The sequence below is a fragment of the Pseudomonas fluorescens group sp. PF-69 genome, from assembly GCF_054481235.1.
In genome coordinates, this window is the sequence record NZ_JBTMNC010000001.1 from 362,678 (window position 1) to 377,015 (window position 14,338).

The following is a 14,338-nucleotide window of genomic DNA, read 5'->3' on the forward strand; positions in this document are numbered from 1 at the left end:
TCTTAGTTCACCCACACACGAGCATTACGGAACATGCGCATCCAGGGAGCGTCTTCGTTCCAGTCTTCCGAACGCCACGAGTTCTGCACGGCGCGGAACACACGCTCCGGGTGCGGCATCATGATGGTCACGCGACCGTCGCGGCTGGTCAGGCCGGTGATCCCGCGCGGCGAGCCGTTCGGGTTGGCCGGATAGTTTTCGGTGACCTTGCCGTGGTTGTCGACGAAACGCATGGCTACGCAACCGGACAGATCCGCTTCCAGCAGTGCTTCTTCGCTGGAGAATTCGGCATGACCTTCGCCGTGGGCAATGGCGATCGGCATGCGCGAACCGGCCATGCCTTGCAGGAAGATCGAGTTCGACTCCTGGATCTGCACCATCGCCACGCGCGCTTCGAATTGCTCGGAGCGGTTACGCACGAAGTGCGGCCAGAACTCGCTGCCCGGAATCAGCTCGTGCAGGTTGGACATCATCTGGCAACCGTTGCACACGCCCAGGGTGAAGCTGTCGTTACGCTCGAAGAAGCCCTGGAACGCATCGCGGGCACGGCTGTTGAACAGGGCCGACTTGGCCCAGCCTTCACCGGCACCCAGTACGTCGCCGTACGAGAAGCCGCCGCAGGCGACCAGGCCCTTGAACTCGTTCAGGTCGACACGGCCGGCCAGAATGTCGCTCATGTGCACGTCGATCGCGCTGAAGCCGGCACGGTCGAACGCCGCCGCCATCTCCACCTGACCGTTGACGCCCTGCTCACGCAGCACGGCAACCTGTGGGCGAATGCCTTTCTTGATGTAAGGCGCGGCGATGTCCTGGTTGACGTCGAAGCTGAGCTTGACGCTCAGGCCCGGGTTGTCTTCTTCCAGGATCACGTCGAACTCCTGCTCGGCGCAGTCGGCGTTATCACGCAGGCGCTGGATCTGGTAGCTGGTCTCGGCCCACTGGCGTTGCAGCAAGCGGCGTTGACCTTCGAACACGGTGTCGCCATTGAAGACGATGTCGATCTGACCGTTGTTGATCGGCTGGCCGATCACCGCCACGCAATCAGCCAAACCCGCCGCACTGAATTGTGCGAGTACGCTTGGCGTCGCGTCCTGACGCACCTGGATCACTGCGCCCAGTTCTTCGTTGAACAGGATGCCGTTGATCTCGGAGGCATCCTCGGCAACGCTGTCGAGCACCAGGTTCAGGCCGCAGTGACCGGCAAAGGCCATCTCGACCACGCTGGTCAGCAGACCACCGTCGGAACGGTCATGGTAAGCCAACAGGTGACCGTCGGCGTTGAGGCCCTGGATCACGGCGAAGAACGCTTTCAGGTCTTCGGCGTCATCGACGTCCGGGGCCTGCTTGCCCAGCTTGCCGTGGGTCTGGGCGAGGATCGAGGCGCCCATGCGGTTCTGGCCGCGGCCCAGGTCGATCAGGATCAGGTCGGTGGTGCCCTTGTCCATGCGCAGTTGCGGGGTCAGGGTCTGACGGATGTCGGTCACTGGCGCGAAACCGGTCACGATCAGGGACATCGGCGAAGTGACAGCCTTGTCCACGCCTTCATCGTTCCAGCGCGTGGCCATGGACATCGAGTCCTTGCCCACCGGAATGGTGATGCCCAGCTCAGGGCACAGCTCCATGCCGACCGCTTTCACGGTGTCGTACAGACGCGCGTCTTCGCCCGGGTGACCGGCAGCCGACATCCAGTTCGCCGACAGCTTGATGTCGGAGATCTTGGCAATGCGCGAGGCCGCGATGTTGGTCAGGGTTTCGCCGATGGCCATGCGGCCCGACGCCGGAGCGTCCAGCAGCGCCAGCGGAGTGCGCTCGCCCATGGCCATGGCTTCACCGGTGTAGACGTCGAAGCTGGTGGCGGTGACGGCAACGTCGGCCACCGGAACCTGCCACGGGCCGACCATCTGGTCACGGGCCACGAGGCCGGTGATGGTGCGGTCGCCGATGGTGATCAGGAAGCTCTTGCTGGCCACGGCCGGGTGATGCAGTACGCGCTCGACGCACTCGCCGATGTCGAGGGTCGACGGATCGAAATCGTCGCCCAGCTCGTTTTCACGCACCACCGAGCGGTGCATGCGCGGGGCCTTGCCCAGCAGCACTTCGAGCGGCATGTCCACCGGGCTGTTGCCGAAGTGGCTGTCGGTGACAGTCAACTGCGGCTCGGCAGTGGCTTCGCCGACCACGGCGAACGGGCAACGCTCGCGTTCGCAGATCGCCTTGAAGCGCTCGAAATCAGCCGGGCCGACTGCCAGAACGTAACGTTCCTGGGATTCGTTGGACCAGATTTCGTGCGGGGCCATGCCCGGCTCGTCGTTTGGAATGTTACGCAGTTCGAAACGGCCACCACGGTCGCCGTCGTTGACCAGTTCCGGGAAGGCGTTGGACAGACCGCCCGCACCCACGTCGTGGATGAAGCTGATCGGGTTCTTGTCGCCCAGTTGCCAGCAACGGTCGATGACTTCCTGGCAGCGACGCTCCATCTCAGGGTTTTCACGCTGTACGGAAGCGAAGTCCAGGTCCGCCGAACTGGTGCCGGTGGCCATGGAGGAAGCCGCGCCGCCGCCCAGACCGATCAGCATCGCCGGGCCGCCGAGCACGATCAGCTTGGAGCCAACGAGGATTTCGCCTTTCTTGACGTGTTCTTCACGGATGTTGCCCATGCCGCCGGCCAGCATGATCGGCTTGTGGTAACCGCGAACCTCATCACCGTGCGGGGTGGAGATGGATTGTTCGAAGGTCCGGAAGTAACCGGTCAGTGCCGGACGGCCGAATTCGTTGTTGAACGCCGCGCCGCCCAGTGGGCCTTCGATCATGATGTCCAGGGCGGTAACGATGCGCTCAGGCTTGCCGTATGGCACTTCCCATGGCTGTTCGAAGCCCGGGATCTGCAGGTTCGATACGGTGAAGCCGGTCAGGCCAGCCTTCGGCTTGGCGCCGCGACCGGTTGCACCTTCGTCACGGATCTCGCCACCGGAACCGGTGGACGCGCCCGGGAACGGGGCAATCGCGGTCGGGTGGTTGTGGGTCTCGACTTTCATCAGGATGTGCACCGGCTCCTGCACCGCGCCGTACTGGCGGGTTTCAGGGTCCGGGAAGAAACGACCGGCCACGGAGCCGACGATCACCGATGCGTTGTCCTTGTAAGCTGACAGAACGCCTTCGCTGTGCATCACGTAGGTGTTCTTGATCATGCCGAACAGGCTTTTTTCCTGGCTCTCGCCGTCGATATCCCAACTGGCGTTGAAAATCTTGTGACGGCAATGCTCGGAGTTGGCCTGGGCGAACATCATCAGTTCGATGTCGTGCGGGTTGCGCTTCAAGCCGACGAATGCGTTGACCAGGTAGTCGATCTCGTCTTCCGCCAGGGCCAGGCCCAGCTCGGTGTTGGCTTTTTCCAGCGCGGCGCGGCCGCCACCCAACACGTCGATCGCGGTCAGGGGCTTGGGTTCGGCGTGGCTGAACAGGCCGGCAGCCTGTTCGAGGTTGCCCAGGACGATCTGGGTCATGCGGTCGTGCAGCACATCGGCAATCAGCTGTGCTTCTGCGTCGCTGAACTGGCCGGCAACGTAGAACGCAATGCCGCGCTCCAGGCGCTGGATCTTGGTCAGCCCGCAATTGCGAGCGATGTCGCTGGCCTTGCTCGACCATGGCGAAATGGTGCCAAACCGCGGCAACACCAGAAACAGACGACCGGTCGGCTCCTGGACCGGAACGCTTGGACCGTATTTCAGAAGGCGCGCAAGCACCTGCTGTTCGTCGCCGGTCAGGACGCCGGTAACTTCGGCGAAGTGAGCGAATTCAGCATACAGGCCACTGACAGCCGGGACCTTCTGGCTCAGTTGCTCAAGGAGTTTGCTGTGGCGAAAGGCAGAAAGGGCAGGAGCGCCGCGCAGGATCAACATCTTCGGGACAGCCTCGGGAAGGGGTGTGCTTTGAGGCCGTGCATTCTAGCCTAAACAGCCCGCGACATCACCCGAAACGCTACGCGCGGTTGCACCCGGACGTCGGAGCGGGTGTCCGACCGAAAAACCGGCGCCGATCGGGGCGCTCGGCTCGAGTTATTTTGACGGGTGCAAAATCGGGTTATAGCCCATTCCTGCGGGCTCCAAGTGGGTTTTTCGCCTTCTAGCAGACAAGCCCTTTGCTGTCGAGATATGGCGCTCGTGGTCCTTTGCGTATACTGCGCAAATGTTTTTCCCAACGGCTTTGCGTCCGCGGTACGCCAAATGGCTGATCGCAACCGGACTCTTCCTGATGCTCAGTGGCTGTGTTGATAAACCCAACACACTGGAGCGCGTAAAGGAGGATGGCGTGCTGCGGGTGATCACCCGAAACAGCCCCGCCACCTACTTCCAGGATCGCAACGGTGAAACCGGCTTCGAATACGAGCTGGTGAAGCGCTTCGCCGACGATCTGGGGGTCGAACTCAAGATCGAGACCGCCGACAACCTCGACGACCTGTTCAACGAGGTGGGCAAACCCAAAGGCCCGGTATTGGCCGCCGCGGGGCTGGTCAGCAGCGAAGCGCGTAAAAAGCAGGTGCGATTTTCCCACTCCTATCTGGAAGTGACCCCACAGATCATCTATCGCAACGGCCAGTCGCGCCCGACCGAAGCGAAAGATCTGGTGGGCAAGAAGATCATGGTGCTCAAGGGCAGCACCCACGCCGAACAACTGGCGCAGCTGAAAAAGCAATTTCCCGGCATTGAATACGAAGAGTCCGACGCCGTTGAAGTCGTCGACCTGCTGCGCATGGTCGATGAGGGGCAGATCGACCTGACCCTGGTGGACTCCAACGAAGTCGCGATGAACCAGGTCTACTTCACCAATATCCGGGTCGCCTTTGACCTCGGTGACGCCAGCAACCAGAGCTGGGCGGTGGCGGCCGGGGATGACAACAGCCTGCTCAACGAGATCAACGCCTACCTCGACAAGGTCAAGAAAAACGGCACCCTGCAACGCCTCAAGGACCGCTATTACGGGCATGTCGACGTCCTTGGCTATATGGGCGCCACCACCTTCGCCCAACACTTGCAGCAACGCCTGCCCAAGTACGAACAGCACTTCAAGGCCTATGCCAAGAAAGAGAAAGTCGACTGGCGCCTGCTGGCGGCCATCGGCTATCAGGAATCGTTGTGGCAACCGGCAGTCACGTCGAAAACCGGCGTGCGCGGCCTGATGATGCTGACCCAGAACACCGCGCAGGCCATGGGCGTGTCCAACCGCCTCGACCCCAAGCAGAGCATCATGGGCGGCGCCAAGTACCTGGCTTACATGAAGGATCAACTGGACGAGTCGATCCAGGAACCGGATCGCACCTGGTTTGCCCTGGCGGCCTACAACGTCGGCAGCGGCCACCTGGATGACGCCCGCAAACTGGCAACGCGCGAAGGCCTGAATCCGGACAAGTGGCTGGACGTGAAGAAAATGCTGCCGCGGCTGTCCGAAAAGAAGTGGTACAGCAAAACCCGATACGGCTATGCCCGTGGCGGTGAGCCGGTGCATTTCGTGGCCAACATCCGCCGCTATTACGACATCCTGACCTGGGTGACGCAGCCGCAACTTGAAGGCGATCAAGTGGCCGAGGGCAAGTTGCTCGTGCCGGGGATCGACAAGACCAAGCCGGCTCCGGAACCGGCACCGCTTTAACAGCCCCCATCAAATAATTGTGGGAGGGAGCCTGCTCGCGATGGGGCCCTTTCAGTCACTTCAATTGTGCCTGTCAGGCCGTCATCGCGAGCAGGCTCGCTCCCGCATCGGGTCTTGCGCCCGGCTTTAAGCCTTGGCGGCCGCCGCCAGAATCAGCGCCTTCATCTCCGAAACAGCTGACTTGAAGCCAACGAACAACGCATGGGCCACCAGCGCATGGCCGATGTTCAGCTCGTTGATACCTTTGATTGCCGCAACGGCTTCGACGTTGTGGTAATGCAGGCCATGGCCGGCGTTGACGATCAGGCCCTGGGCCAGACCAAACGCCACGCCATCGGCAACCCGCTTGAGTTCTTCAGCCACCTCGGCAGGCGTCTCGGCATCGGCGTAACGCCCGGTGTGCAGCTCGATGGCCGGCGCGCCCACACGACGGGACGCCTCGATCTGACGCTCATCGGCATCGATGAACAGCGACACTTCCGAGCCGATCTTCGACAGACGCTCCACCGCCGCCTTGATCCGGGCTTCCTGCCCCGCCACGTCCAGACCACCTTCCGTCGTCAGCTCCTGACGGGTTTCCGGCACCAGGCAAATGTGCGCCGGGCGAATCCGCTCGGCGAACGCCATCATTTCTTCGGTGACGCCCATCTCGAAGTTCATGCGGGTCTGCAGCACGTCCTTGAGCAGCAACACATCGCGCTCCTGGATGTGGCGACGGTCTTCACGCAAGTGCACGGTAATGCCATCGGCGCCCGCCTCTTCCGCATCCAGTGCTGCCTTCACCGGGTCCGGGTAGCGAGTGCCCCGGGCCTGACGCAAGGTGGCAACGTGGTCGATATTCACGCCAAGAAGAATGCGGGTGCTGGTGGTCACGGAAGCGCTCCAGAAGAAGAGAAAGTTCGGTGCACAGCATACATGGGGAATTTACGGTTTTCGAAACAACTCTCGGGAAACCAGCGGCCGACCGCCCAAATGAACGGCCAGCGCCTGCCGCATCAAGCGCTTGGCCGCCGACAAGGCACCCGGCGCGCTCCAGTCAGCATCGGCCATGGCCAGCAATTCCGTGCCATTGAACAGGCCCGGTTGCAACAGATAGACCCGCTCCAGCCCCGCATCCACTTGCAAGCGATAGAGGCCGTCCGGCGCGATGGGGGCGTCGTGGATGTCAGTGATCAGAGAAAAGCCGTAACCGAGGTCATCGAGCAGCCGCCATTCGAATGAGCGCAGCAGCGGTTCCAGCGGACGACCTTCAGCCAGGGCCAGCAGGGTGGCGGCGTAATGATCGAATACGGCGGGATGCGGATCTTCGGCGGGCAGCAGGCGAATCAGCAACTCATTGAGATAAAGGCCACTGAACAGGGCTTCTCCGTTGAGCCAGGTGGAAACGCCGGCGCTTTCCATGCGCCCCACGTTTTTGAGCTCGCCTCGCCCCCGAAACTCCACTTCCAGTGGTACGAATGGCCGTGCCAGCGTCCCGGCCTTGCCTCGCGCACTGCGCAATACGGCCCGCAGCCGACCTTGCGGCGTGAGGAAGTCCACCAGCGCACTGCTTTCGCGGTAGGCGCGGGAGTGGAGGACGTAGGCGGGTTGGCCAATTGGCTGGGACATGGAGTTCTCAGTGACCTGTAGGAGCGAGCCTGCTCGCGATGGACTTGAAAGCGCCGCGTTCATTCAGAAAGCCTGCGTTATCGTTTTCCACCATCGCGAGCAGGCTCGCTCCTACAGGGGGCAGCGCCGTATTACAGGTCGCCGTAACCCAGCGAACGCAAGGCGCGTTCGTCGTCGGACCAGCCACCCTTCACCTTGACCCAAAGGTTGAGCATGATCTTGGAGTCGAACAGCAGCTCCATGTCCTTGCGCGCCTCGGTGCCGATACGCTTGATGCGCTCGCCCTTGTCGCCAATGATGATTTTCTTCTGGCCGTCACGTTCGACGAGGATCAACGCATGAATGTGCAGGGTTTTCCCCTGCTGCTTGAACTCTTCGATTTCGACGGTGATCTGGTATGGCAGCTCGGCCCCCATCTGGCGCATGATTTTTTCGCGCACCAGTTCAGCGGCAAGGAAACGGCTGCTGCGGTCGGTGATCTGGTCTTCCGGGAAGAAGTGATCGTTTTCCGGCAGATGCCCGGCAATCACCCGTTCCAGCGCGTCGAGGTTGTGCCCGTGCTGGGCCGAGATCGGGATGATCTGCGCGTTCGGCAACTGTTCCTGCAACCAGGACAGGTGCGGCATCAGCTCCGCCTTGTCTTCGATGCGGTCGGTCTTGTTCAGCGCCACGATCAGCGGGCCGGTCACGTATTGCACGCGCTCGAGGACCATCTGGTCTTCTTCGGTCCACTTGGTGCGGTCGACCACGAAAATCACCACGTCGACGTCTTTCAACGCCGCCGATGCGGTCTTGTTCATGTAGCGGTTCAGGGCTTTCTCGCCACCCTTGTGCATGCCGGGGGTGTCGACATAGATGGCCTGCACATCGCCTTCGGTCTTGATACCGAGCATGTTGTGACGGGTGGTTTGCGGCTTGCGCGAGGTGATCGCCAGTTTCTGACCCAGGATGTGGTTCAGCAACGTGGACTTGCCCACGTTCGGACGGCCGACGATGGCAACATAGCCACAGCGCGTTGCAGTTGTATCAGTCATTGCCATTCTCCACACCCAGGGCAATCAGTGCTGCGGCGGCCGCTACCTGTTCGGCAATGCGACGGCTCACACCCTGACCTCGGCTTTTTTCATTCAGTAAGATGATTTCGCATTCGACGAAGAACGTCCGGCAATGCGGCTCACCCTGGATATCCACCACTTCGTAACGCGGCAGTTCGCAACCACGGGACTGCAGAAACTCCTGCAGGCGGGTTTTTGGGTCCTTGTTGGTGTCGACCAGTGTCAGGCCTTCGAACTCGCCGGCCAGCCAGGCCAGCACGCGTTCGCGCGCCACTTCCATGCCGGCATCGAGGTAGATCGCACCAATCAGCGCTTCCAGGGCATCGGCCAGAATCGACTCGCGACGGAAACCGCCGCTCTTCAATTCGCCGGAGCCCAGGCGCAGGTATTCGCCCAGATCGAAACCACGGGCCAGTACGGCCAGGGTCTCACCTTTCACCAGACGGGCACGCAAACGCGACAACTGGCCTTCGCGGGCCAGCGGGAAGCGATCGAACAATGCCTCGCCAGCCACGAAGTTGAGAATGGCATCACCGAGGAACTCCAGGCGCTCGTTGTTGCGCCCGGCAAAGCTGCGGTGAGTCAGGGCCAGGACCATCAGTTCCTGATCCTTGAAGGTGTAACCGAGCTGGCGCTCGAGACGGCTTAAAGAGACGCTCACGGTTTACCCACGCTGAGTTCGTGGTTGGATTCCACCGCCATCGCCGGGGTTCGGCGCAGGCTTGGGACAATTAACGCTGTGTTCAAAAATAACGTCCTGAATATCGTTGTTTTCATGCTGCCGGTGTCGATTGTGTCGACTCCAGAAATGCATTCGGCGCTGTGTTCAACAGCGCCGTGTTTGATTACTTGATCAGGCCAACCCGCGAGAAATTCGGCAGGTGACTGAGTTTGGGTTCCGGCCAGCTCATCCAGACTGCAAAGGCCTTGCCGACGATATTCTTGTCGGGAACCATGCCCAGCAGATCCTTGGGAATGCTCGGATCATCCCAGTAACGACTGTCGTTCGAATTGTCGCGGTTGTCGCCCATCATGAAGTAGTGCCCGGCAGGTACGGTCCATGAACGGTCCGGCGTAGCACGGTAGCGACTCATTTCCTTGCGGATCAGGTGCTCGGCGGCGCCCAGTTTTTCCTTGTAGAGCTCGGCGCTCCCCAAGGTGCCCGGCTCGGAGCCGACCAGTTGCTCGGCGATCGATTCACCGTTGACGAACAGGCGCTTGTCAGCGGTGTAACGAACCTGATCACCCGGCAGACCGACTACACGCTTGATGTAGTTGACGTTTGGATCGCTCGGATAGCGGAACACCATCACATCGCCGCGTTGTGGCTCACCAACTTCAATGACTTTCTTGTCGATCACCGGCAAGCGGATCCCGTAGGAAAACTTGCTCACCAGGATGAAATCGCCGACGTCCAGGGTCGGTTTCATCGAGCCGGAAGGGATCTGGAACGGTTCCACCAGGAACGAACGCAGCACCAGCACGATGAACAACACCGGGAAGAACGACTTGCCGTATTCGACCAGCAGCGGTTCTTTGTTCAGTTTCTCGACCACCATCACATCAGGCTGGCTCACGCTCCCCTGATAGGAGGCAATGGCGGCACGCCGACGCGGCGCCAGGAAAAGCAGATCGAGCAACGCCAACAAGCCGCAGACGAATACGGCGATGACCAGCAACAGCGGGAAATTTAGTGACATAGGACCTAACTATCCAACCTGAGCACTGCAAGGAAGGCTTCTTGTGGAATTTCCACGTTACCGACCTGCTTCATGCGTTTTTTACCGGCCTTTTGCTTTTCCAGCAGTTTTTTCTTACGGCTAACGTCACCGCCGTAGCATTTGGCCAATACGTTCTTTCTGAGTGCCTTGACGGTTGTCCGCGCCACAATCTGACCGCCAATGGCGGCCTGGATTGCCACGTCGAACATCTGCCGCGGAATCAGGTCTTTCATCTTCTCGGTCAACTGGCGACCTTTGTAGTGCGCGTTGTCCTTGTGCACGATCAGCGCCAGGGCGTCGACCTTGTCGCCGTTGATCAGCACATCCAGTTTCACCAGATTAGCCGATTGGTAACGGTCGAAATGGTAATCCAGCGAAGCATAGCCGCGGCTGGTGGACTTCAAGCGGTCGAAGAAGTCCAGGACCACTTCGTTCATCGGCAGATCGTAGGTCACCTGGACCTGGGTACCGAGGAACAGCATGTCATGCTGAATGCCGCGTTTCTCGATGCACAGGGTAATGACGTTGCCCAGGTGCTCCTGCGGCACAAGAATATTGGCCCGCACGATCGGCTCACGCATGTCTTCGATGGAAGACAGGTCTGGCAGCTTCGACGGGTTATCGACGTAGATCGTTTCGCCGGTCTTGAGCAGCAGCTCGAAAATTACCGTTGGCGCGGTGGTGATCAGGTCCAGGTCGTACTCGCGCTCCAGGCGCTCCTGGATGATTTCCATGTGCAGCATGCCGAGGAAACCGCAACGGAAGCCGAAGCCCAGGGCGTCGGAGCTTTCCGGTGTGTATTGCAGCGACGAGTCGTTCAGGGTGAGCTTTTGCAGCGCCTCACGGAAGTCTTCGAAGTCGTCGGAGCTGACCGGGAACAGACCGGCATAGACCTGAGGCTGAATGCGTTTGAAACCTGGCAACACATCGACGTCCGGCGTCGAGCTCAAGGTCAGGGTATCGCCCACTGGCGCACCGTGAATGTCCTTGATGCCGGCGATGATGAAGCCCACTTCACCGGCTTTCAGGTCAACGGTAGCGGTGTGTTTGGGATTGAAGACACCGACGCTGTCCACCAGGTGGATCTTGCCGGTGGACTTGACCAGAATCTTGTCGCCCTTCTTCACACGGCCATGGCGTACGCGCACCAGGGACACAACGCCCAGGTAGTTGTCGAACCAGGAGTCGATGATCAACGCTTGCAGCGGATCTTCGATGTTGCCGGTCGGCGCCGGAATGGTGGTTACCAGGCGCTCGAGCACTTCATCGACGCCCAGACCGGTCTTGGCACTGCAAGTGACCGCGTCGGTGGCATCGATGCCGATGATTTTTTCGATTTCTTCTTTAACGCGGTCCGGATCGGCCTGTGGCAGGTCGATCTTGTTCAGCACCGGCATCACTTCCAGGCCCTGCTCGATCGCCGTGTAGCAGTTGGCTACCGACTGCGCCTCGACACCCTGACCGGCATCGACCACCAGCAACGCGCCTTCACAGGCCGCCAGCGAGCGGCTGACTTCGTAGGTGAAGTCAACGTGGCCGGGGGTATCAATGAAGTTCAACTGATAGGTGATGCCATCACGGGCCTTGTAATACAGGGTAACGCTATGCGCCTTGATGGTGATGCCGCGTTCACGCTCAAGGTCCATGGAGTCGAGGACCTGGGCTTCCATTTCACGCTCGGCCAGGCCGCCGCACATCTGGATGAAGCGATCGGCCAGCGTCGACTTGCCATGGTCAATGTGGGCGATGATGGAGAAATTGCGGATATGACTCAAATCACTCACGGATCAACACTCAAAAAGGCTGCAGGCATAGCCCGCCGAAAAATAGCCGGGAATTGTACCTGATCCACGGCGCTAGCGTCACGTTCGCAGGTCAGACGGCCAGTACAAAAACGCCCCGGTCTTGCGACAGGGGCGTTTTTTATGACCAAAGAAGCCGGGAACGCCCCGCCATCAACCGGCGCGACGCAACAACCACAGCCCGGCCAAGGCACAGATACCGGCCGGCACCAGCACCGCAAACAGCGGCGAGAAACCGAACACCAGACTCGAAGGGCCCAGCAAATCCTGGGCAATGCGGAAAGTGAAGCCCACCAGCACGCCGGTAAACACCCGCTGACCCAGGGTCACCGAACGCAACGGACCGAAAATGAAGGAAATCGCCATCAGCACCAGCGCGGCAGTGACCAACGGTTGCAACACCTTGACCCAAAATGCCAGCCAGTAACGACCATTGTTCAAGCCCTGGTCCGCCAGATAGTGGATATACCCCCACAGACCGCTGATCGACAACGACTCGGGCGTCATCACCACGGTATTGAGCAATTGCGGGCTCAATGCCACGTCCCAGCGCTCCATGGGGGCAGTCACCACCTCAGAGCTTTTATCGTGGAACAGCGTGGTGGTGATATCGGTCAGCTGCCAGTGCTCCTTGTCGAAGTCTGCGCGCTTGGCGAAGCTGGCGGACAACATGTGCCGCTCGGCGTCAAAGCGATAACGGGTCACACCGTACAAAATGCCATTGGGCTGAACGGAGTTGATGTGGATGAACTCATCGCCCTGACGGTGCCACATGCCGTGCTTGGCACTTTGCGCGTCGCCACCGCCCTGGGCCAGCGAACGATTGGCTTGCGCGATGTTTTCGCTGACAGGGGCGACGTACTCGCCGATCAGCACGCCGGCAAGCATCAGCACCAGCATGGGCTTCATGACCGCCCAGACGATTCGCCCGATCGACACGCCGGCCGCGCGCATGATGGTCAACTCGCTGTTGCTGGCCAGGCTGCCGAGGCCGATCAGGCAACCGATCAACGCCGCCATCGGCAACATCTCGTAAAGCCGGCGCGGTGCCGTCAGCAGCACATAACTCGCGACATCGGTCAGGGTGTAGGTATCGCTGATCTCGCCCATTTCGTCGATGAACGCAAACAACGTCGCCAGCCCCAGGATGATCCCCAGCACGGCCAGGATCGCAATGAGCACGCTGCTACCAATGTAGCGGTCGAGCTTAACCACGGGCCACCTCCAGCGCGCTGCGGCGACTCGCCATTTTCAAGCGCAGGGGTTCCCAGTAAAGCAGGCCCAGGCCGATGACCAGGAAGATGGCATGCACCCACCACAAGCCCAACGCCACCGGGATCTTGCCCTTGTCGAGGGCGCCGCGTGCGGCAATCAGCAGGGTCAGGTAAGCCATATAAAGAAGAATCGCCGGCAACAATTTGAGGAAGCGCCCCTGGCGCGGATTGACTCGCGACAGCGGCACCGCCATCAGGGTCACGATGAAGACCAGCAAAGGCAAGGACAGGCGCCACTCAAGTTCGGCGCGCATACGCAAGTCATCGCTATGGATCAAGACACTGGTGCTCAGCGCATCACGGTCGGTGACTTCGTCACTGACATCCGGCTTGGGTAGCAATACACCGTACTCGTCGTACTTGATCGCACGATAGTCGGCCTGCCCCGGATTACCGTCGTAACGGTAGCCATTGTCGAGGATCAGGTAGCGATTGCCATCTGGCTTGATTTCCTGCCGGCCCTTTTCGGCCACCAGCACGGAAATCCCGCGATCTTTCCCGTCGGATGAGGCGTTCTTTTGCGAGATGAATACGCCGCCCAGGTTGATACGATCATCGGACAACTGCTCGGTGTAGGTCACCCGGGTACCGTCGCGCAACGCCTGGAAGCGCCCCGGCTCCAGGGTATCGAACTCGGTCAGGGCATCTTGCTTGTTCAGCAGCAACTGGAACTGATTGGCACCTTGTGGCGCCAGGCTCAGGCTCAGCCACGCCACGATCAGCGCCACCAGCGTGGCCGGAAAAAGGGTCATGACGAACAGACGCTGCTGGCTCATGCCGGTAGCCGAAAGCACGGTCATCTCACTTTCCAGATACAGCCGGCCATACGCCAACAGAATCCCCAGGAACAGCCCCAATGGCAGGATCAGTTGCAGGAATCCCGGCAGGCGGAAGCCCATGATCAGAAACAGTGAACCCGGATCCAGAAGGCCCGAAGCCGCCTGGGCGAGGTATTTGATGAAGCGTCCGCTCATGATGATGACCAGCAGCACGGCGCTGACGGCGCTCAAGGTCAACAGGACTTCGCGGGATAGGTAACGGAAGACGATCAAACCAGACACTCCAGGATTGTCAGGCGAAGGCAGCCAAACAAACAAACATATCAGGCAACCCGCAGAGCAGAGCCGCCGAAAAAGATGGCGCATTATCCTGTGATTGGGTGCGCCTGTCACTGCGCAATGCATGGAAGCGCCTGCAGGACCGAGCCTCCTCGCGAAGGGCGACACCTAATC

At 60.4% G+C, this 14,338-nt stretch carries 10 protein-coding genes; 1 reads left to right on the forward strand and 9 read right to left on the reverse strand.

What is annotated here, in order from left to right; translation table 11 throughout:
- Positions 1-2 precede the first annotated feature (2 nt).
- Positions 3-3,899, reverse strand: a complete 3,897-nt coding sequence (purL, locus tag ACX3YF_RS01665) for a phosphoribosylformylglycinamidine synthase (protein WP_458973335.1) — start codon at positions 3,897-3,899, stop codon at positions 3-5.
- A 286-nt stretch (positions 3,900-4,185) separates the two neighbouring features.
- Between purL and mltF the strand changes: the two genes are divergently transcribed.
- The gene (gene mltF / locus ACX3YF_RS01670; protein ID WP_130207482.1) at positions 4,186-5,646 is read left to right on the forward strand and encodes a membrane-bound lytic murein transglycosylase MltF; all 1,461 of its coding nucleotides are present in this window, start codon (positions 4,186-4,188) and stop codon (positions 5,644-5,646) included.
- 126 nt (positions 5,647-5,772) lie between these two features.
- Here mltF and pdxJ read toward each other — a convergent pair whose 3' ends face one another.
- The 8 genes from pdxJ to lptF form a co-directional block, all read right to left on the reverse strand.
- On the reverse strand, positions 5,773-6,519 hold the full coding sequence (gene pdxJ, locus ACX3YF_RS01675) for a pyridoxine 5'-phosphate synthase (protein WP_047538133.1): 747 nt from the start codon (positions 6,517-6,519) through the stop codon (positions 5,773-5,775).
- 51 nt (positions 6,520-6,570) lie between these two features.
- Positions 6,571-7,254: a DNA repair protein RecO gene (recO, locus tag ACX3YF_RS01680; protein ID WP_090467302.1), complete on the reverse strand. Its 684-nt coding sequence runs from the start codon at positions 7,252-7,254 to the stop codon at positions 6,571-6,573.
- 131 nt (positions 7,255-7,385) lie between these two features.
- A complete protein-coding gene (gene era / locus ACX3YF_RS01685; protein ID WP_047538131.1) occupies positions 7,386-8,288 on the reverse strand; it encodes a GTPase Era in 903 nt (300 codons plus the stop codon).
- Positions 8,281-8,970 (reverse strand): ribonuclease III, encoded by a 690-nt coding sequence (rnc, locus tag ACX3YF_RS01690; RefSeq protein ID WP_018927089.1) that lies wholly within the window; start codon positions 8,968-8,970, stop codon positions 8,281-8,283. Before rnc ends, era begins: the two co-directional genes overlap by 8 nt.
- Positions 8,971-9,154: 184 nt before the next feature.
- Positions 9,155-10,009: a signal peptidase I gene (gene lepB / locus ACX3YF_RS01695; protein WP_130207480.1), complete on the reverse strand. Its 855-nt coding sequence runs from the start codon at positions 10,007-10,009 to the stop codon at positions 9,155-9,157.
- A gap of 5 nt (positions 10,010-10,014) precedes the next feature.
- Entirely contained in the window at positions 10,015-11,814 is a 1,800-nt protein-coding gene (gene lepA / locus ACX3YF_RS01700) for a translation elongation factor 4 (RefSeq protein WP_130207478.1), read from the reverse strand.
- Positions 11,815-11,985: 171 nt separating this feature from the next.
- On the reverse strand, positions 11,986-13,047 hold the full coding sequence (gene lptG, locus ACX3YF_RS01705; protein ID WP_458973336.1) for an LPS export ABC transporter permease LptG: 1,062 nt from the start codon (positions 13,045-13,047) through the stop codon (positions 11,986-11,988).
- Entirely contained in the window at positions 13,040-14,158 is a 1,119-nt protein-coding gene (lptF, locus tag ACX3YF_RS01710; RefSeq protein WP_130207474.1) for an LPS export ABC transporter permease LptF, read from the reverse strand. The genes lptG and lptF overlap by 8 nt, the downstream gene beginning before the upstream one ends.
- Between the last annotated feature and the right edge of the window lie 180 nt (positions 14,159-14,338).